Here is a 19952-nt window from a genome sequence, read left to right as displayed (position 1 = left end):
ACCCTATCCTGACGGCGGGGGTGGCTGACCCCCCACGCGAGGGAAAGGAAAAAGGGCGGCTGCATGCCTGCAACCGCCCCCGAACCGTTTTGCGCGCGGGTCGCGCCCCTGATCTGCCCGCGCTTCGCGTATCAGTCCTGCGCGCGCGACACGTAGGTGTTGTCTTCGGTGTTGATGATGATCCGCGTGCCCGGCCCAATGTGCGGGGGCACCATGACGCGCAGCCCGCTGTCCGTCATCGCGGGCTTGTAGGACGAACTGGCCGTCTGGCCCTTTACCACGGGTTCCGTCTCGGTGATCTCGACGGTGATCTTCTGCGGGAATTCGATGGCGATGCAGGCGCCTTCAAAGGTCTTCAGCCAGCAGCGCATGCCTTCCTGCAGATAGACCTTGCCATCGCCGATGACGTCGGGCGACACGGCGATCTGTTCATAGGTTTCCGGCTCCATGAAGTGGAAGCCTTCGCCGTCCTCGTAGAGGAAATCATATTCGCGTTCGTCCACCGTGGCCTTTTCCACCTGTTCGGTGGTGCGCCAGCGTTCCGAAACCTTCGTCCCGTCCGAGATGCGGCGCATGTCGACCTGCGTCACGGGCGTGCCCTTGCCGGGGTGGATGTTCTGGGCCGAGAGGATGACGTAAAGGCGGCCGTCCATATCGACGACATTGCCCTTGCGCAGCGAGGAGGCGATGACTTTGACCACGGGTCTTTCCTTGTGATTGCAGGGGGCGGGCTGTAGAAGCCGCGCGGAATTGCCCGTGCGGTTAGCGCAGTTCGGCGACAATTTCCAGCCAAAAGCCGAAGGATTTGATCATGTCCGCCCAAAGCACGCCCTGGTGGAGCCCCGCCCGCCACGCCGACCGCCGCCCGGTCCTTCTGGCGCGCAACCGGATTCAGGCGGCGATCCGCGGCTGGCTGGCAGAGCAGGGCTTTACCGAGGTGGACCCCGCCGCGCTTGCCATCAGCCCGGGGAACGAGGCGCATCTGCACGGCTTTGCGACCGAGGCCATCGGCAATGACGGGCAGGGGCATCCCATGTACCTGCACACCTCGCCCGAGTTTGCGATGAAAAAGCTGCTGGCGGCGGGAGAAACCCGGATTGCGTCCTTTGCCCATGTCTGGCGCAACCGCGAGCGCGGCGCGCTGCACAGCCCGGAATTCACCATGCTGGAATGGTATCGCGTGGGGCAGGATTACACGGCGCTGATGGAGGATTGTGCCGCGTTCCTGCGGCTGGCGGCGCAGATGGCGGGGGCCGACGTGCTGCGCTTTCGCGCGGCCACCTGCGACCCTTTCGCCGAACCGGAAAGGGTTTCGGTGGCCGATGCCTTTGCGGCCCATGCAGGTATCGACCTTCTAGCCACGATCGGGCCGGACGGGGCGACGGACGCGGCGGCCCTTGGCGCGCAGATGGACCGGGCCAGCATCCGCCGCGCGCCCGATGACACCTGGTCGGACATGCTGAGCCGGGTTCTGGTCGAACGGGTGGAACCGCATCTGGGCCACGGCCGGGCAACGATCCTTGACCGGTATCCGGTTGCCGAAGCCGCACTGGCCCGTCCTGCGCCCGATGATCCGCGCGTGGCCGAACGGTTCGAGCTTTACGCCTGTGGCGTGGAGCTGGCCAACGGCTTTGGCGAGTTGACAAATGCAGCCGAACAGGCCCGCCGCTTTGCCGCCGAGATGGACGAGAAAGAACGCGTCTATGGCGAACGCTATCCGGTGGACCCGGATTTTCTGGATGCCCTTGCACAGATGCCGCCTGCAAGCGGGATCGCGCTTGGATTTGACCGGCTGGTCATGCTGGCCACCGGCGCGCCGCGCATCGACGATGTGCTTTGGGCGCCGGTGCCCGAGGTCTGATCACTCGGCCGGGATGGCAGCCGGTGCGGGGCGGGCGGCGCGCAGGGCGCGCGGCTTCAGCAGGTAACGGGCATAGCCCAGATCGGCGCTTTCGATTTCGGCCCGCTGACCGCTGACCAGATCGGCCAGAAGACGGCCCGAACCCGCCGCCATCGTCCAGCCAAGCGTGCCGTGGCCCGTGTTCAGGAACAGGTTCTCCACCGGCGTACGGCCCACGATCGGGGTTCCGTCGGGTGTCATCGGGCGGTGGCCGCACCAGAATTCGGCCCGCGCCTGATCGCCCGCGCCGGGGAACAGTTCCTCGACCGACTTCGTCAGCGTCGCCTGACGGCGGGGGCTGAGGCTGGTGTCAAAGCCCGCGAGTTCCGCCATGCCGCCCACGCGGATCCGGTCACCCAGACGGGTGATCGCGATCTTGTAGGTTTCGTCCATCACGGTGGACACGGGCGCGCGGCCTTCATCGGTCACCGGGACGGTGATCGAATAGCCCTTCAGCGGATAGACCGGCAGGCGCAGGCCAAGGGGCGCTACAAGGCGCGGCGAATGGCTGCCTAGGGCCACGACAAAGGCATCGGCCGTCACGCGGCCCTCGCTTGTCTGCACGGCGGTGACGCGGCCCCCGTCCATTTCCAGCGCGTCGATCCCCACTCCATAGCGGAAGGTCACGCCCGCCGCCGCGGTCATGTCGGCCAGACGGTTGGTGAACTTGAAGCAGTCGCCGGTTTCATCGCCCGGCAGCCGCAGGCCGCCCGCGATCCGGTCGGCGGATGCGGCAAGGCCGGGTTCGGCCGCGATACAGCCTGCGCGGTCCAGCACCTCGAAGGCCACGCCGCCCTCGCACAGCACGGCGATGTCCTTGGCGGCGGCATCGACCTGCTTTTGCGTGCGGAACAGTTGCAGCGTGCCCTGGGTGCGCTCGTCATAGGAAATCCCGGTTTCCTCGCGCAGGGCGATCAGGCAATCGCGGGAATATTCCGCCAGCCGCACCATGCGCGCCTTGTTGGTGGCATAGGCATCGGAGGTGCAGTTCATCAGCATCTGCGCCATCCAGCGCAGCTTTGCCGGTTCCGGGTTCGGCTGGATGATCAGCGGCGCGTGGCGCTGGAACAACCATTTCATCGCCTTCAGAGGGATGCCCGGCGCGGCCCAGGGGCTGGCATAGCCGGGGCTGATCTCGCCCGCGTTGGCAAAGCTGGTTTCCAGTGCCGGACCGGCCTGCCGGTCGATCACCGTCACGTCATGGCCTGCACGCGCCAGATACCATGCCGAAGTGACCCCGATGACCCCGGCCCCCAGAACGACGATCCGCATGCCAAATTCTCCTGTCGCAGCGCTTGCAAAGAAGGATAGGCGGTTTCCGTGAAATTTCTTGGTGAAATTCACGGCGCACTTGCTTCGTTGCGAAATTATATTCTGTCGTTAGATCATAAATTCGAAGATTTCATCTTGCATCCCGAATCTGGCCGCAGAAGTTGCGGCCGCGAGGCTTCTCCTGAAAGGGGCTGAGGATAGTCCTTTCCCCAGATCGCCTCTGCCTCGCGCCGAAGGGTCTTTCTTTCGGCGCTCTCAAGCAGCGCCCGCGCTTGATCGGGTCCGCCTCCCTCGGCGATGGCCCGCTGCCACAGGCGACGGGCGGAAGATGCGCTCCACGGAAGGGCGGCGTGGATCAGCCAGGCGCGCAGATCCGGGGGCAGCCTGTCATGTTCCGCCATCGGATCGGTGGCGCGCCAGCGTGCGCGGGTCGAGGCAAGGTTGCGCTTCATGCCGCCGACCGCTGCCCCCACAGAGGGAAGGGATCGTCCAGCATGGCCCAGGAGTCGGGCACGAAATCCTCTTCCTCCACAAGCGCCGAATCGAGGGCGGCGCAGATCGCATCACGATTCATTCCGGACCCTATGAAGACGAGCTCCTGTCGGCGGTCGCCCCAGGGGTCGATCCAGTGGCGGGCGATTTCGGCCCGTGCGTCGGGATGCATCGGAAGACGTTCCGCCGGAACCGAGGCCCACCAGCGGCCAAGCGGACTGACCGAAGACATGGCCCCGGCAAGGCTGAATTCCGCGACCCACTCGGGCCTTGTGGCGATCCAGAAATGCCCCTTGGCGCGGATCACGCCCGCAAGATCGCCGTTCAGCACCGCATGGACCCGCGCGGGATGAAACGGCCGACGGGAGCGATAGACAAAGGATGAGATGCCGTATTCCTCGGTTTCCGGGGTGTGGTTTTCAAACCCGTACAGTTCCTTTGCCCAAAGGGGGTGTTCCTGCGCGCGGTCGAAATCGAACAGGCCGGTGTCGAAGATGGCGGCTGGCGGGACGCTGGCGTGATCGGTCTCGATCAGCCGTGCATCGGGGTTCAGCGCACGGATGATCCTGCGGGCCGCATCGCGTTGTGCGGGTGTGGCATCGGACGCCTTGTTCAGCACGATCACGTCCGCGAATTCCATCTGGTCGGTCAGAAGGTTCACGAGGCTGCGCCCGTCCTCTGCGCCAAGGGATGCGCCACGGTCCGCGAGAAAGTCGTGGCTGGAAAAATCGCGCAGGAGGTTTGCCGCATCCACCACCGTCACCATCGTGTCAAGCCGCGCCACGTCAGACAGGCTGTCACCGTCCTCGTCACGGAAATCGAAGGTGGCCGCGACCGGAAGGGGTTCGGCGATGCCGGTCGATTCGATCAGCAGATAGTCGAACCGCCCTTCGCCCGCGAGGCGGCGCACTTCGGACAGAAGATCGTCGCGCAGGGTGCAGCAGATGCATCCGTTCGTCATCTCGACCAGCTTTTCCTCGGCGCGGCTCAACTCGGCCCCTTCGCGGATCAGGTCGGCGTCGATGTTCACCTCGGACATGTCATTGACGATCACCGCCACCCGACGGCCTTCGCGGTTGTTCAGCACATGGTTCAGAAGCGTGGTCTTTCCGGCCCCGAGAAAGCCGGAAAGGACCGTGACGGGAAGGCGGGGATCGGGCATGGGACTCGTTCCTGTAATGTTATAAAATAACACTTACCGGGTCCCATTTTCCCATGCAAGGGTGCGGGCGAAAGGAAAAGGCCCCGGCGTTTCCACCGGGGCCTTCGCATGGCGTTTACGGAAGGATCAGCTTTCGCTGGCTTCTTCCTTTTCCTTCTTCTCGGGCGCGATTTCCTGCCCGGTTTCCTGGTCGACCATCTTCATGCCAAGGCGCACCTTGCCGCGATCGTCGAAGCCCAGAAGCTTGACCTTCACTTCCTGGCCTTCCTTCAGGATCTCGTTCGGGTGGTTCAGGCGCTTGTTGGCGATCTGGGACACGTGCACCAGACCGTCGCGCTTGCCGAAGAAGTTCACGAAGGCGCCGAAATCGACCAGCTTCACCACCTTGCCGGTGTAGATCTGGCCTTCTTCCGGCTCTGCCACGATCGACCAGATCATGTCATAGGCCTTCTTGATCGCATCGGCCGAGCTCGACGCGATCTTGATCACGCCGTCGTCGTTGATGTCGACCTTGGCGCCCGAGGTTTCCACGATCTCGCGGATGACCTTGCCGCCCGAACCGATCACTTCGCGAATCTTGTCGGTGGGGATGGTCATCGTCTCGATCTTGGGGGCGTATTCGCTGAAGCCCTGCGGAGCCGAGATCGCCTTGGCCATTTCGCCCAGGATGTGCATCCGGCCGTCCTTGGCCTGTGCCAGCGCCTGTTCCATGATCGCCGGGGTGATCCCGGCAACCTTGATGTCCATCTGCAGGCTGGTGATGCCCTTGTCGGTGCCCGCCACCTTGAAATCCATGTCGCCGAGGTGATCCTCGTCGCCCAGGATGTCGGTCAGCACGGCCCAACGGCCATCGTCCTCAAGGATAAGACCCATGGCCACACCGGCCACCGGAGCCTTGAGCGGAACGCCCGCATCCATCATCGACAGCGAACCGCCGCAGACCGAGGCCATCGAGGACGACCCGTTCGATTCCGTGATCTCGGACACGACGCGGATCGTGTAGGGGAAATCGGTCGGAGCGGGCAGAACGGCCTGAAGCGCGCGCCAGGCCAGCTTGCCGTGGCCGATCTCGCGCCGTCCGGGCGAACCCACGCGGCCCACTTCCCCCACCGAATAGGGCGGGAAGTTGTAGTGCAGCAGGAAGTTCGACCGGCTGTTGCCGTGCAGGGCGTCGATGATCTGCTCATCCTCGCCGGTGCCCAGGGTGGTCACGACCAGACCCTGCGTTTCACCGCGGGTGAACAGGGCCGACCCGTGGGTGCGCGGCAGGATGCCGGTTTCGCAGACGATCGGGCGGACGGTGCGGGTGTCGCGGCCGTCGATGCGCGCACCCCCGTTGATGATGTCGCCGCGCAGGATCGACGATTCCAGCTTCTTGATCGCCGAACCAAGGTTGATATCGGCCTGGTCTTCTTCCGACAGCGCCGCCTTGATCGCGTCGACAGCCGCCGAGATCGCGTTGCTGCGGTCCTGCTTGTCCTTGATTGCGAAGGCCGCGCGCATCTGCGCCTCGCCCGCCGCCTTCACCTTTTCATAGAGTGCCGAATAATCCGGCGGGGCGAAATCGAAGGGTTCCTTGGCGCATTCCTCGGCGAAGTCCACGATCAGGTCGATCACCGGCTGCATTGCCTCGTGCCCGAACTTCACCGCGCCAAGCATTTCGGCCTCGGTCAGCTCGTAGGCTTCGGATTCCACCATCATCACGGCATCCTTGGTGCCGGCGATGACAAGGTCCAGACGCTGTTCGGGGTTGTTGCGCAGGTTCTGCAGGTCATCCACGGTGGGATTGAGGACATACTCGCCATCGACAAAGCCCACACGGGCCGCGCCGATCGGACCCATGAAGGGCACGCCCGAGATCGTCAGCGCGGCCGAGGCGGCGATCATCGCCACGATGTCGGGTTCATTGACCAGATCATGCGACAGCACGGTGGCCATGACCAGAACCTCGTTCTTGAACCCGTCCACGAACAACGGACGGCAGGGACGGTCGATCAGGCGCGAGGTCAGCGTTTCCTTTTCGCTCGGCCGGGCCTCGCGCTTGAAAAAGCCGCCGGGGATCTTGCCCGCGGCATAGTATTTTTCCTGGTAATGCACGGTCAGCGGGAAGAAATCCTGCCCCGGCTTCGCCTGCTTGGCGAAGGTCACGTTGGCCATGACGCTGGTTTCGCCCAGCGTCGCGATGACCGACCCGTCGGCCTGGCGGGCAATCTTGCCCGTTTCCAGAGTGAGCGTTTCCTGGCCCCACTGGATCGACTTCTTGGTGATATTGAACATCCGTTTTCCTCATGGAAGACCGGCGGGCCCCTTGCCCGTGTCTTCCGCATCTGGCGGCCCCATTGCCGCCGCCCCCAATCCTTCGCATGTGCCCGGGGGCCGTGGGCGTCACGTCACAGATGCGCGGCGCATACAGGAAAAGACGCGGTTTGGAAAGGGTCAGTTCCGCGGCGGGCGTTGGCGATGGCCTGCAGAACGAAAAACGCCCGCGCCTTCCGGCACGGGCGTTTCCCCGTCATCCCTTGGGATAGATCAGCGGCGCAGGCCAAGGCGCTGGATCAGCGCGTTGTAGCGGCCTTCGTCCTTGCCCTTGAGGTAGTCCAGCAGTTTGCGGCGCTGGGCGACCAGCATCAGAAGGCCACGGCGGGAGTGGTTGTCCTTCTTGTGGGTCTTGAAGTGTTCGGTCAGCGTCGCGATGCGCGACGACAGCAGCGCGACCTGGACCTCGGGCGAACCGGTGTCGCCTTCCTTGGTCGCGTATTCCTTGATCAGGCGGGCTTTTTCTTCGACAGTGATCGACATCGGGGTCTCCATTCGTTCAGGGTGACGGCGCAAGCCGGGATGTCGTCCAGCAAGGCCCTTGGCCCCCGGCGCGGCCTGAGCCGATGCGGGGATGCGGGCGTATATGCCATCATCACATAAAAGAAAAGCCCGTACAGGCAGGGCGCGGGCCGCCCGACGCGGGCCGACCTTTCGAATTTTACCAAGTTGTCAGAACTTCGTGGTTCCTGCGCCGTGTTCATGCCATGTTCGGCCGGGATTTTCCCAAGTAGCGCAACCGGTTAGGTGGAAAACTGGTTAACGGCGCAGGAAACGGTCGGGGGTGTGGGCCATGTTGGGGCTTCTGGGTGTGATCGGCGCGCTGGCCGCCGGATTTCTGGCGGATGCGATGATGTCCGGGCCGAAGGCCGAGGGCGAGGACGATACCGATTCCCCGCCCGACGACGACCTGGCCGACAGCGGGCAGGGCAATCTTCTGGACGATGCCGCCGCGCCCGGCGACGTAACGGGTGCGCCGCGGGCCGAACCCCCGGACGGGGGCAACGGCGAGGATGACGCCGATCTGCCCGACATTGGCGAATGGCTCGACGGCACCGGCGGTGCCGACAAGCTGGCGGGCGGCACCCTTGGCGACACGATCCTCGGCGGCGACGGTCTGGACCAGATCATCGGCAGGGGCGGCGACGACTCGCTGAGCGGCGGCGGTGGCAACGACGTGATCTGGGGCGAGGACGGCCGCGACCTGATCTTCGGCGATGACGGCGACGATGTGCTGCACGGCGAGGCCGGTCAGGACCGGATCGACGGCGGTTCCGGAAATGACACGATCCGGGGCGGCGCTGGCGATGACGGGCTGACCGGTGGCGAGGGGGACGACGAGGTGCTGGGCGGCACCGGCAATGACACGCTGATCGGCGGCGCGGGGAACGACTGGCTGAATGGCGGCTTCGGCAATGACCTGATCGAAGGCGGCACGGGCGCTGACACGCTGGACGGCGACTTCGGGGATGACCTGCTGAACGGTCAGGCCGAAGGGGACGAGGACGTGGATTACCTGAACGGCGGCGCCGGAAACGACACGCTGATCGCAGGCTGGGGTGACTGGCTGAACGGCGGCGAGGGTGCGGATGTGCTGACGACCGGCGACTGGGCCGCTGGCGAGGGCGCCGCGCAGATCACCGGGTTCGAGCCGGACCGGGACGAACTTCATCTGGTCTATGACCCTGCTGCCCATCCCGATCCGCAAGTGACGGTGGACCATGACGGCGCGAACGCGACGATCCGGCTGGACGGCATCCCGCTGGCCCATTTGATCGGCGGGGCCGAAGGGCTGACGCCCGACCGTATTCATCTGCGCCCGACCGGGTGATCTTGCCCCCCGGCCCGGACGGCTGCCGCCCGGTCGGCGCCCACGCGGTCAGCCCCGGAAGAACGGCAGGAACGCGCCGGTCACGGCGTCGGGGTTTTCCTCCATCACGAAATGGCCGCTTTCGCAGGGTTCGCCGGTCACGCTTTCGGCCCATGTCCGCCATATCCCCTTGGGGTCGCCGGTGCGGGCCGGAAATCCATGATGCCCCCAAAGGAAATGCAGCGGCGCGCGGATGCGGCGCCCGGCGGCGCGATCGGCCTCGTCATGGGCCCGGTCGGTCGTGGCCCCGGCGCGGTAATCGGCACACATGGCGTGGATGCGGGCCGGGTCGCGGATCTGGTTGCGGTAGCTTTCCAGCGATGCGGCGGGAAACGGGGCCAGCGATTTCGCCCGCGTCCAGCTGGCCAGCGTCCAATCGACATAGGCCACCGGATCGGCCCCGATCATCCGTTCGGGCAGGGGTGCCGGCTGGGCAAGGAAGGTCCAGTGATAGGCGGCCATTGCCATTTCGGCGCTCCAGTTGGCCCAGTAATCGGCGGTGGGGGCGATCTCGATGATGCCAAGCCGGTCCACCCGGTCGGGATGGTCCAGTGCCAGCCGGTAGGCGACCCTTGCCCCCCGGTCGTGGCCAAGGACGTCCGCGCGGGGCAGGTCCAGCGCATCCATCAGCGCGACGATATCGGCCGCCATCCGCCGCTTGGAATAGGCGTCGTGGCCGGCATCGTCGGGCGGGGCGTCGGATTGGCCATAGCCGCGCAGGTCGGGCACGATCACCCTAAACCGCGCGGCGAAGGCCGGGGCCACGCGCGCCCAGCAAAGGCCGTTCTGCGGAAAGCCGTGCAGCAGGATCAGCGCCGGGCCGGTGCCAGCCTCCTGCACGGAAAGCGCGACCTCGCCGCAGGCAAAGCGGCGGCGGGTGAAACCTTCGATCTCGGCCATGGCAGGCACCTCCCTCGGGTCAGGAAGCCACAGCCGCGCGGGAAACGGAAGGCCGCAGGTCCGCCCGCCGCCCTGTCCGGGCTGGCAGGAAGTGATGGGCTGGCAAGAAGTGATCGGGCGGCCGGGAAAAACTGTGGACAGACCGGGGAACGCTTGGCACCCTGCAGGAATTACAGCGGGAGGCCTTCCCGCGAACATATTGAGTGGGATGGATCATGGTTACGGTTCCCGTTTTTTACGCAACGACATCCAGCACGACAATGGGCATCTTCGCGATCATGCCTGATGGGACAGCGAGGTCCCTCGTGCCGCAAGGGGATATCGAGTTTTCGTATCTTTTGCCGCAACCGATCGTCACGATCGGCGATCGTCTGGTCTTTTCCGGCTGGACGCCCGCGAATGGCGGCGAGATCTACTGGGTGGACGGGCAAAGCGGTGGCTTCAACCTGCTGGCGGAGATCAACTTCGGCCCCGCCAACTCTGCCGTGCAGAACATGGTCCTTGCCGGGAACAAGCTGTTCTTCGTGGCCGACAATCCCGCCGCGGGGCGGGAACTTCACGTGCTGAACGGCAATACAGTAACCGTGGTCAGGGATCTTTTGCCGGGCCTGGGCAATGGCGTGCCCGGCGGTGACAACCAGATCGTCGTGCTGGGTGACAAGGTGATCTTCCAGGGATCGGAAACCGCGACAGGCGCCGAACCTTATGTCAGCGACGGCACCATCGCCGGAACCTTCCGGCTGGCCGACATCCTTGGCGGGGCGTCAGGATCACGGCCAGTCTTTTTCGAAAACGGTGTTCTGGGCAATCATGTCTATTTCGCCGCCTCGACCAGCACGAACGGCATGGCCCTCTACCGGACGGACGGCACCATCGCGGGCACGCAGCTTGTGCAGAACTTCCCCGCCAACACGTCCGATCCGCCAGCCGCTATCCGGGATGTGACGGTATCGGACGGCAAGGTTTTCTTTGCCGTTACAGAAGGCACCTACGGGCGCGAGCTGTGGGTCCATGATCCTGTGGCGGGGACCACGCAGTTGACCAAGGATATCGGCGGGCCAGCAGCCAGTTCCTCGCCCGACGATGTGACACCGTTCGGCGATGGCGTTCTGTTCGTGGCGTCAGCCCCGACAACCGGGCGGGAGGTGTGGTTTTCCGACGGGACGGATGCAGGCACCGTTCTTGTGGCCGACATCCATTCTGGCGCGACGGGATCGAACCCTCGATCTTTCACGGTTGTCGGCGACAGGGCCTTCTTCGTTGCAGAATCATCCACTCACGGGCGCGAGTTGTGGGTGACCGATGGCACCACCACGGGAACCGCGCTGGTCAGGGATATCCGCCCCGGTTCGTCCGGTTCGTCGCCAGAGTCGTTGATCGCCGTGGGCGACCGCATCTATTTTTCGGCCGACGGCCCGGAAGGTGGGCGTGAGGTCTGGACATCTGATGGCACCGCCTCAGGGACGATGATGGTAGCCGACCTTTGGCCAGGGATCGACTTTTCCTGGCCAAGGGCAATGGGCCTTCTCGACATCAATTTCTACACCCCCGGCCAGATCACCCTTTCGGGCGGTTCGGTACGCGAGAACCGCGCGGCGGGTGCGGTGGTCGGGCGGCTGTCAGCCACGGATCAGGACGGCGATGCGCTGACCTATTCGCTGGTGTCGAACCCCGGCAACCTGTTCCGCATCGTGGGCAACGAACTGCGCACCAATGCGGCGCTGGATTTCGAGACGGCGCGCAGCCACACGCTGACCGTGAGGGTCAGCGATGGCGAACTCTCCTCGCAGCGCAACCTGACCATCAACGTCCTGAACGACACGACCGACGACCGTTCGGTGATCGTGGGCACGGCCGGGCCGGACCGGCTGGTGGGGGGCGCGCGCCCCGATCTGATCCGGGGGCTTGGCGGCAATGACACGCTGATCGGGCGCGGAGGCAATGACACATTGCTGGGTGCGGCGGGCAACGATCAGTTGCGCGGCGGGGCAGGCGGCGATGTGCTGCGCGGCGGCACGGGCGCGGACCGGCTGGGCGGCGGGGCCGGCATTGACCGGCTGATCGGCGGGGGCGGGACCGATACCTTGCTCGGCGGTGCGGGAAACGACCGGATGCTGGGTGGCGCCGGGCGCGACCGGCTGGACGGCGGTCGCGGCAACGACGTTCTGGCCGGTGGCCGGGGGGCGGACAGCTTTGTCTTCAAGAAGGGTTACGGCATCGACCGGGTCACAGATTTCTCGGTCGGACAGGGCGACAGGCTGGAACTTTCCTCGGCGCTCTGGACCGGCGAATTGACGGCGGATCAAGTCATCGACCGGTTCGGGGCCACCTACAGGGGGATGCAGGCGCTGCGTTTCGGCGAGGATATCCTGGTCCTTGACGGGATCAGCGACCTGTCCACGCTGGCCGCGCGGATCGACATCCTCTGACCGGTCATCGCACGGGCCTTGCGACCGGGCCTTGAGACTGGACCTTGAGACCGGGCCTTCAGAGCGGGGCGGTCAGCCGTGCCAGGGTTCGGGCTGGCGGTCGTATCCGATGTACAGCGGATGCTTCGGCGCGCCGCCCTGGGTCAGGCCGAGGTGCCACAGGGCCGCGCCGGCCTGGCGCAGCAATCCTTCCACCTGCCGCCCGCGGTCCAGATGCGCGCCATGGGTGCCCCAGGCGCAGATCACCTGATCGGCCCAGGGCAGGCTTTGCAGGATGGCCGCGTCGTTATCCGGTCCGACCGGATCGGTGGCGGCGCGCATCACCTTTGGGTCCGTGGCGCGGAAGGCGAAGATGTTCGTCACGCGGAAGGCCCCGAACCCCAACGCGCGCGCCCGGCGTTCGCAGCGTTCGACCGTGGGGTCGTTCTGCACCTCGGTCGCGGTCGAAGGGTTCAGCATGATGAACAGCGCGCGCCGTCCCTCGGGGTGCCAGACCCGTGTCAGCAGATAGCGATAGCGTTCGCAGTCGGAATAGACCGCTACGCTGGGGGCATCGCCTTTCAGGTGTTCGCGCGTGATCATGCCTGTCGCCTCACCTGCCGCCTCAGGTCACGAAGACCCGCGAGGGGTGCAGCTCGCCCCCCATGTAGCGCCCGACCGCAACGGCCCGGCCCTGATGCGCGGCCCAGCATTCCTCGCCGTATTCGAGGCCCGAGGCGATGACCATTCCGGGGTTGCCGTTGCGCAGCCGCGCGGCCCCTTCGGCGGTGGCCTCGACCCGTGGCAGATCGGCCAGCCCCGTTTCCAGCGGCAAAAGACGGGCATCCAGTTCGGGCGTGCGGGCCATGCGGTCGATCTCGTCCATCCCGATCCCCTGATCCGCGTCGAACGGGCCGGACCAGACGCGCCGCAGCCAGGCCACATGGCCAAGACAGCCAAGCACGCGGCCAAGGTCGCGCGCGATGGAGCGGACATAGCCGCCCTTGCCGCAGATCATTTCCAGCTCGACATGGTCGGCATCGGGGCGGGCGATCATCTCAAGACCCTCGACCCACAGCGGGCGCGCGGCAAGGTCCAGCGTCTCGCCCTCGCGGGCCAGGTCATAGGCGCGTTCGCCCTCGACCTTCACTGCGGAAAACTGCGGCGGAACCTGCATGATCTCGCCCCGGAAGGCGGGCAGGGCGGCGGCGATTTCCGCATCGGCGGGTCGGGTGTCGCGGGTTTCGATCACCTCGCCCTCGGCGTCGTCGGTGGTGGTCGCCGCCCCCAGCCGCACCATGAAACGATAGCATTTGAGCGAGTCGGTGACATAGGGCACGGTCTTGGTCGCCTCGCCCAGGGCCACGGCCAGAACGCCGGTCGCGGCCGGGTCAAGCGTGCCGGCGTGGCCCGCCTTCTGCGCCTCCAGCGCCCATTTGACCTTGTTCACGACCGCGGTCGAGGTCACGCCCGCAGGCTTGTCCACCACCAGCCAGCCGGAAACCGCCCGGCCTTTCCTCTTGCGCGCCATCCGATGGCCCCCCTGATCCGAAGTCCCGCCTGCTAGCCAAAGGCCGCCTGCCCGTCAACCTTCCGGAACGACGAGGCCGACGATCGGCCCCATCGGAAAGCCCGCATCCTCGCGCCCGAGACCGGGGGCATGAAGGCGCGAGATGCTGCCATCGAAATAAAGCGCATCGGGCATCCCCAGCCCGTCGCGGAACAGTCGGGCGAATTCGTGAAACGTCACCCGTTCGTTCGAGATGGCAAAGGCCACGCGGTTGCCGTCTGCCGAGACGCCCACGCCGTTGCGGATATGGCGGCTGTCGCTGTCGGGCAGAAAGCGGGGATGCAGCGCGCCCCCGATCACCAGCATCGGGCCGGACTGGCTGGCGTGCTGGCAGCCGGGCGGGTCGGCGGCATAGGCGCGGCTTTCGATCACGGAAAATCGGCCGCCCGCAACGCAGAAGACGCCGTTGGGCAACATGCCGAAGTTTCCCGGCCCCTCGCGGGTGACGATCGGGGCAAGTTCGGTGCCGTTTTCGACCAGCAGGCCCACCGGGCGGCGGTCGGGATGATACATCCCCCCGTTCATGGCGAAGGCCAGCCGTGTGCCGCTGGTGGCCAGCGCGGCATCGACGGCGGCGAAGGTGCCGAAGGGCTGACCGTCGGGGCCGGTCTGGAACAGGCGGATGTCGGCGGGGGCCGTTGCGGTGCAGACGGTAAAGGCCCGCCCGTCATGCATCAGGTCCCGGCAAACGGGTTCGTCGGCGCGGGCTGGGGTGGACAGGGCTGGGATGGACAGGGCGGCGGCGGACAGGGCGGCAAGGAAGGCCAGGCCGACGATCTCAGCCTTCATCGTCTGCTGCGTCATCCCCGGCGATGTCGCGCCGAACCCGTTCGTCGGAAAACAGCCTGCGTGTCTCGTCCAGCCGGTCGAAGGTCTCGTCGGCCCGGAACCGCAGGTCGGGCGCGTATTTCAGCGTCAGTTCCGAGGCGACGCGGTGGCGCAGTTCCGCCTTGTTGCGGGCAAGCGCCGCGATCGCATCCTCGACCTTCACCGACCCCATCAGCGGCATCACATAGACGGTGGCCACCTTCAGGTCGGGTGAACAGGACACTTCCCCCACCGTGATCGACATGCGGTTGAGGTCGGGATCGTGGATCTCGGCCCGGTTCAGCACATCCGACAGCGTGCGCCGGATCAGTTCGCCGACGCGAAGCTGGCGCTGCGAGGGGCCTTCGCCCGTATGAAAGCGGTTCTTTGCCATGTCCCGCAGATAGGGGTTTTTCGCCCCGCCCGCAACGGCGGGCTTTGCCAGGGGCCGCAGGCTCGGCTAAAGGGGGCCGACAGACAGGAGGAACCGCCATGACCGCTCTGCCGGGAATTGTCGTCACCGGGGCTTCGGGCCGGATGGGGCAGATGCTGGTGCGCACCGTGACCGCATCCGAAAAAGCGCGGCTTGTTGGCTGCGTCGAACGGGCCGGGCATCATTGGGTCGGTCGCGATATCGGCGAATGCATGGGCGGCGCGGCCCTTGGCGTGACGGTGACGGATGATCCGCTGGAGGCCTTCGCGAAGGCGCAGGCGGTGATCGATTTCACTGCGCCCGCCGCGACGGTGGAATTCGCCGCGCTGGCCGCGCAGGCCCGCGCGGTGCATGTGATCGGCACCACGGGGATGGAGGCGCATCACCTTGAAAAACTCGGCCCCGCTGCGCGCCATGCGGTGATCATCCGTGCCGGGAACATGAGCCTGGGGGTGAACCTGCTGGTCCGGCTGACGCAAAAGGTGGCCGCGGCGCTGGATGCCGATTGGGATATCGAGGTGGTCGAGGCGCATCACCGCATGAAGGTCGACGCGCCCTCGGGCACGGCGCTGATGCTGGGGCAGGCGGCGGCCGACGGGCGCGGCGTGGTACTGGACGATGTGCGCGAATCGGGCCGCGACGGGATCACCGGGGCGCGCGCCAGGGGCGCGATCGGCTTTTCCGCGATCCGGGGCGGCGACATCGTGGGCGAACATGACGTGATCTTTGCCGCCGATGGTGAAAGGATCGTGCTCCGGCACATCGCGACCGACCGGGCGATCTTTGCCCGCGGCGCGTTGAAGGCCGCGCTTTGGGGTCAGGGCAAGGCGCCGGGGGAATACGACATGATGGATGTGCTGGGACTTTGATCCCGCGCCTGCGGTCCAAGTGATCCAATCCGCCCTTTCCGGCGTAGACATGGCAATGCCGAACCGTCACCGGGGATTTTGCCATGCTGCGCCTTTCAATCCTTGCCGTCATTCTTGGCCTGGCCGTCCTGCCCGCAAGGGCCGACACGCCCGCCGCCGTGCGGGACAAGTCCACCTTCCTCAAGCTGGTCGATGGCCGCGCGCTGGAAATCGGCCTTTATCGTCTGACCCTGAAGGTCAAGGGCGATGGCAAGATCGAGGGCCGGGCGCTTGGATGGGACATCACCGGCAACTGGGGCTGGAAGGACGGGCTGTTCTGCCGCGAGATGGACTGGAGCGGCAAGGTTATCCCCTACAACTGCCAGCTGGTCGAGGCCGTCGGGCCGGACCGGCTGCGCTTTACCGCCGATGCGGGGCAGGGCCAGTCGGCGGTGTTCCGGATCCGCTGAAGGTGGCGGCCGGGGATCAGAAGTCGATCGCCAGCCCCTTCTTTTCCCAGTCGCCATAGCGCACGGGTTCCGGCCCGTCGCGGCCGCCCAGTTCGGGCGGCAGGTCAAGGGCGCTGGCCTTCCGGCGGCGTTCCTCGGCCTCGGCCAGCGCGCGCTGCGCGGCGGGCGACAGGTCGGGGCGCAGATCGGGGCGCAGATCGGGGCGCAGATCGGGGCGCGGAGCGGGTGTATCCTCGGACATGGGCGCGGCTTTCGGCTTTCTTGTGTCGCTGGCAGGGGTGATATAGGCCGGATCGCACCGGAAGGCGAGTGCCGGGACCATCACTGGGCATCACGGGGCAAGGCGGGCAATGGCGGGCGAAGGATTGGCGGCACGGCGGGCGGCGCTGGCGCTTCTGGCGGGGGTGCTGGGCGAGGGGCGGATGATCGGCCCGCTTTCGGGTGCCGCCGATGGCCCGCTCTCGGCGCTTGCCCCGGCGGACCGGGCGCGGGCGCAGCGTCTGGCGCTGACCGTGCTGCGCCATCTGGATGCGGCCGACCGGGTTCTTGCCCCCCTCTTGCAACGCCCGCCGCCGCTGGCGGCGCGCAACATCCTGCGGCTGGCAGTGGTGGAACTGGCCGAAGGTGCCGCTGCGCATGGCGTGGTCAACGATGCGGTGACGCTGGCGCGACAGGGCAAGCGCACGGCAAGCATGGCCGGGATGGTCAACGCGGTCTTGCGGCGGCTGGCGCAGGCGTCGGTCAACCTGGACGCGATGCCGCCGCAGCGGATGCCCGACTGGCTGCGCAAGCCGCTGGTCGCGGCCTGGGGCCCGCAGGCCGTGGCCGGGATGGAACGCGTGCAATCCCGCGCGCCAGTCATCGACCTGACATTGCGACCGGGCGCGACGGTGGACCCGGCCCCCGCGGGGGCCGAGCGGTTGCCCACGGGCAGCCTGCGCCTGCCCCCCGGCGCGCAGGTCACCGCGCTGCCGGGGTATGACGAAGGCGCGTTCTGGGTGCAGGACGCCGCGGCGGCACTGGCGGTGCCGCTGCTGGCGCCGCAGCCGGGCGAAAGGGTGCTGGACCTGTGTGCCGCACCGGGGGGCAAGACGCTGCAACTGGCCGCGGCAGGCGCCGGGGTGAAAGCGCTCGATGTTTCGGAGCCGCGTCTGGCGCGGCTTCGGGAAAACCTGGCGCGGACGGGGCTTGAGGCGCAGGTCGTTGTCGCCGATGCGCTGGAATGGGTGCCTGATGCGCCCTTCGACGCGATCCTTCTGGATGCGCCCTGTTCGGCCACCGGCACGATCCGCCGCCACCCTGACCTGCCCTTCGTCAAGGACCGTGGCGACCTTGCCGCGCTGACCGCCTTGCAGGCGGCGCTGATCGACCGCGCCCTTGGCTGGCTCGCCCCCGGCGGGCGGCTGGTCTATTGCACCTGTTCGCTTCTGCCGGAAGAGGGCGAGGCGCAGCTTGATGCGGCGCTGTCGCGCCATCCGGGGCTGACGGTGCGGCGGCCCGACCTGCCGGGGGTCGATCCGCGCTGGATCACGCGGGCGGGCGGGCTGCGGCTCAGGCCGGACTACTGGGAACGAACCGGCGGGATGGACGGCTTCTTCATGGCCTGCATGATGGTGCGCTGATGGCGCCCTGACGGCCCGCTTTGGCGGTGACAGGGCGGGGGCTTGCCGCTATGGTGCGGGCCAAGATCCGGGGCGAACCCGGACGGATGAGGGCAGTCGCATCAGGTAGGCGGGGAATGGTCGGGGAAAACCCGGAAAGCGGATTTTCGGCATGGTGGGCGGCGGTGCAGAACCGCCGCGAGGTCCGTCGTGCGCTGAAATCGCCGCCCGCGAACGGCTTCGTCTCGCAGCCCGAACCCCGCACCATCGGGCTTTTCGCCCGGGGCCGGCAGATGATCGCCGGCAACTTCCTGTTCGGTGGCCATCTGGTCGAGGCGCCCGGCGTCCGGCTGTGGGACATCACCGTGCCCGATCCTGGATTTGCCGAGGCCGCGCACGGCTTTGCCTGGCTTGACGATCTGGCCGCCGTCGGCGACGGGGCCGCGCGCGCCAAGGCGCAGGACTGGACCTGGGCCTGGATCGCGGATTTCGGGCAGGGGCGCAGGCCCGGCGCGCCCGGATGGTCGCCCGACCTGACCGGGCGTCGGCTGATCCGCTGGATCAACCATGCGCTGCTTCTGCTGAACGGGCGCGAACGCGACGATGCGCTGGCCTTCTACCACTCGCTTTCGGCGCAGGTGCATTACCTGAACCGCAACTGGCGCAAGGCGGCCCCCGGCCTGCCCCGGTTCGAGGCGCTGTGCGGCCTGATCTATGCGGGATTCGCGCTGATCGGGATGGAAGATCGCGTGGCCCCGGCGACCGAGGCGCTGGCCGCGGAATGCGAGCGCGAGATCGACGCCGCGGGCGGCATCCCCACCCGGAACCCAGAGGAACTGCTTGAGGTCTTCACGCTGCTGATCTGGGCGGCCGGCGCCCTTGGCGAGGCCGGGCGCCCGGTGCCCGAGGCGCATCTGGCCGCGATCGAACGGATCGCCCCCACGCTGCGGCTCTTGCGCCATGCCGATGGCGGTCTGGCACGGTTTCACGGCGGCGGTCGCGGGCTTGAAGGCCGGCTGGATCAGGCGCTGGCCGATTCCGGGGTGAAACCCGGCCTGCCCGACGGTCTGGCAATGGGCTTTGCCCGGCTTTCGCACGGGCGCACCAGCGTGATCGTGGATGCCTCCGACCCGCCCTCGGGGGCGGCGGGGGCGGTGGCGCATGCCTCCACCCTGGCATTCGAACTGACCTCGGGGCGACGGCCCCTGATCGTGAACTGCGGATCGGGCCAGCCTTTCGGGCAGGACTGGCACCGCGCGGGCCGCGCCACGGCCAGCCATTCCACGCTGACGCTGGACGGTTTTTCCTCGTCCCGGTTCGCGCGCGGCGGGCGCGAGGTGCTTGAGGCGCGCGCCCATGTCGAAGGTCTTGACCTTGCCGCGAATGCCGATGGCGCCACACTTGAGGCCCGTCATAACGGCTGGATGGGCAGTCACGGCCTTCTTCACGCACGGCGGCTGTCGCTGTCTGGCGACGGGCGGCGGCTGGCCGGGCAGGACAGCCTGATCGCGCCCGATGATCCGGCCATCGCCCGCCTTGCCGCGGCGATCGAACGATCGAAATCCCGCGGGATCGGCTTTGCGGTCCGGTTTCACCTGCACCCAGAGGCCGACGCCGCGCTGGACCTTGGCGGCACGGCTGTGTCGATCGGCCTGCGCTCGGGCGAGATCTGGGTCTTCCGCCACGATGGCGCGCTCGACCTGTCGCTGGAACCGTCGGTCTATCTGGAAAAGGGCCGCTTGAGCCCGCGTGCGACAAAACAGATCGTTCTTGCCGGGATTTTGCGCGAAAATGAAACCCGGATCGGCTGGACCTTGGCGAAGGCACAGGATACTCCGCTGGCCATTCGTGACCTTGACCGGGACGATCTGCCGTCCCCTGCCTGATTGACGGAGGGCTGCCG

General features: G+C 66.9%; 19 protein-coding genes. 7 read left to right on the top strand and 12 right to left on the bottom strand.

What is annotated here, in order from left to right; genetic code table 11:
• Positions 1–131: 131 nt before the first annotated feature.
• Positions 132–701, bottom strand: a complete 570-nt coding sequence (gene efp / locus E7811_RS10375; RefSeq protein WP_136394559.1) for an elongation factor P — start codon at positions 699–701, stop codon at positions 132–134.
• 110 nt (positions 702–811) lie between these two features.
• Between efp and epmA the strand changes: the two genes are divergently transcribed.
• Positions 812–1861: an EF-P lysine aminoacylase EpmA gene (gene epmA, locus E7811_RS10370; protein WP_136394558.1), complete on the top strand. Its 1050-nt coding sequence runs from the start codon at positions 812–814 to the stop codon at positions 1859–1861.
• Here the strand turns inward: epmA and E7811_RS10365 are convergent, their stop codons facing one another.
• The 5 genes from E7811_RS10365 to rpsO form a co-directional block, all read right to left on the bottom strand.
• Positions 1862–3172, bottom strand: coding sequence for a D-amino acid dehydrogenase (locus tag E7811_RS10365; RefSeq protein ID WP_136394557.1), 1311 nt, complete (start codon positions 3170–3172; stop codon positions 1862–1864).
• A gap of 113 nt (positions 3173–3285) precedes the next feature.
• Entirely contained in the window at positions 3286–3624 is a 339-nt protein-coding gene (locus E7811_RS18220; protein WP_281277038.1) for a DUF6525 family protein, read from the bottom strand.
• A complete protein-coding gene (locus E7811_RS10355; protein WP_136394556.1) occupies positions 3621–4826 on the bottom strand; it encodes a GTP-binding protein in 1206 nt (401 codons plus the stop codon). The genes E7811_RS18220 and E7811_RS10355 overlap by 4 nt, the downstream gene beginning before the upstream one ends.
• A 126-nt stretch (positions 4827–4952) precedes the next feature.
• Positions 4953–7103 carry a polyribonucleotide nucleotidyltransferase gene (gene pnp, locus E7811_RS10350; RefSeq protein ID WP_136394555.1) on the bottom strand — a complete coding sequence of 717 codons (2151 nt, stop codon included), beginning with the start codon at positions 7101–7103 and terminating at the stop codon, positions 4953–4955.
• 252 nt (positions 7104–7355) lie between these two features.
• Entirely contained in the window at positions 7356–7625 is a 270-nt protein-coding gene (rpsO, locus tag E7811_RS10345) for a 30S ribosomal protein S15 (protein WP_136394554.1), read from the bottom strand.
• 310 nt (positions 7626–7935) lie between these two features.
• Here rpsO and E7811_RS18340 point away from each other — a divergent pair, with 310 nt between their 5' ends.
• Positions 7936–8973 (top strand): calcium-binding protein, encoded by a 1038-nt coding sequence (locus E7811_RS18340; protein ID WP_136394553.1) that lies wholly within the window; start codon positions 7936–7938, stop codon positions 8971–8973.
• 48 nt (positions 8974–9021) lie between these two features.
• On the opposite strand, the gene E7811_RS10335 is transcribed toward E7811_RS18340, so the two are convergent.
• Positions 9022–9912 carry an alpha/beta fold hydrolase gene (locus tag E7811_RS10335; RefSeq protein WP_136394552.1) on the bottom strand — a complete coding sequence of 297 codons (891 nt, stop codon included), beginning with the start codon at positions 9910–9912 and terminating at the stop codon, positions 9022–9024.
• A 278-nt stretch (positions 9913–10190) separates the two neighbouring features.
• Here E7811_RS10335 and E7811_RS10330 point away from each other — a divergent pair, with 278 nt between their 5' ends.
• A complete protein-coding gene (locus E7811_RS10330) occupies positions 10191–12341 on the top strand; it encodes an ELWxxDGT repeat protein (protein ID WP_168732989.1) in 2151 nt (716 codons plus the stop codon).
• Between the two features lie 72 nt (positions 12342–12413).
• Here E7811_RS10330 and E7811_RS10325 read toward each other — a convergent pair whose 3' ends face one another.
• From E7811_RS10325 to rbfA, 4 genes are all read right to left on the bottom strand, one after another.
• Positions 12414–12923, bottom strand: a complete 510-nt coding sequence (locus E7811_RS10325) for a DUF1643 domain-containing protein (RefSeq protein WP_136394550.1) — start codon at positions 12921–12923, stop codon at positions 12414–12416.
• Positions 12924–12945: 22 nt separating this feature from the next.
• On the bottom strand, positions 12946–13851 hold the full coding sequence (gene truB / locus E7811_RS10320; protein WP_136394549.1) for a tRNA pseudouridine(55) synthase TruB: 906 nt from the start codon (positions 13849–13851) through the stop codon (positions 12946–12948).
• A 54-nt stretch (positions 13852–13905) separates the two neighbouring features.
• Positions 13906–14565, bottom strand: coding sequence for a phosphodiester glycosidase family protein (locus tag E7811_RS10315; protein WP_246020384.1), 660 nt, complete (start codon positions 14563–14565; stop codon positions 13906–13908).
• 103 nt (positions 14566–14668) lie between these two features.
• Positions 14669–15091 carry a 30S ribosome-binding factor RbfA gene (gene rbfA, locus E7811_RS10310; RefSeq protein ID WP_136394548.1) on the bottom strand — a complete coding sequence of 141 codons (423 nt, stop codon included), beginning with the start codon at positions 15089–15091 and terminating at the stop codon, positions 14669–14671.
• A 98-nt stretch (positions 15092–15189) separates the two neighbouring features.
• Between rbfA and dapB the strand changes: the two genes are divergently transcribed.
• Both dapB and E7811_RS10300 read left to right on the top strand, forming a co-directional pair.
• Positions 15190–15999: a 4-hydroxy-tetrahydrodipicolinate reductase gene (dapB, locus tag E7811_RS10305; protein WP_136394547.1), complete on the top strand. Its 810-nt coding sequence runs from the start codon at positions 15190–15192 to the stop codon at positions 15997–15999.
• An 83-nt stretch (positions 16000–16082) separates the two neighbouring features.
• The gene (locus E7811_RS10300) at positions 16083–16448 is read left to right on the top strand and encodes a dihydrodipicolinate reductase (protein WP_246020351.1); all 366 of its coding nucleotides are present in this window, start codon (positions 16083–16085) and stop codon (positions 16446–16448) included.
• Positions 16449–16464: 16 nt separating this feature from the next.
• Here E7811_RS10300 and E7811_RS10295 read toward each other — a convergent pair whose 3' ends face one another.
• Positions 16465–16644 (bottom strand): DUF1674 domain-containing protein, encoded by a 180-nt coding sequence (locus E7811_RS10295; RefSeq protein WP_342773353.1) that lies wholly within the window; start codon positions 16642–16644, stop codon positions 16465–16467.
• A gap of 154 nt (positions 16645–16798) precedes the next feature.
• Here E7811_RS10295 and E7811_RS10290 point away from each other — a divergent pair, with 154 nt between their 5' ends.
• Together E7811_RS10290 and E7811_RS10285 are read left to right on the top strand one after the other, a co-directional pair.
• On the top strand, positions 16799–18070 hold the full coding sequence (locus E7811_RS10290; protein ID WP_136394546.1) for an RsmB/NOP family class I SAM-dependent RNA methyltransferase: 1272 nt from the start codon (positions 16799–16801) through the stop codon (positions 18068–18070).
• Between the two features lie 116 nt (positions 18071–18186).
• A complete protein-coding gene (locus E7811_RS10285; RefSeq protein WP_136394545.1) occupies positions 18187–19935 on the top strand; it encodes a heparinase II/III family protein in 1749 nt (582 codons plus the stop codon).
• Positions 19936–19952 lie beyond the last annotated feature (17 nt).

The sequence above is a fragment of the Aliigemmobacter aestuarii genome (genome assembly GCF_004799285.1).
In the GTDB taxonomy this organism is placed as follows: domain Bacteria; phylum Pseudomonadota; class Alphaproteobacteria; order Rhodobacterales; family Rhodobacteraceae; genus Aliigemmobacter; species Aliigemmobacter aestuarii.
This window is presented reverse-complemented; position numbering and strand designations above follow the sequence as displayed.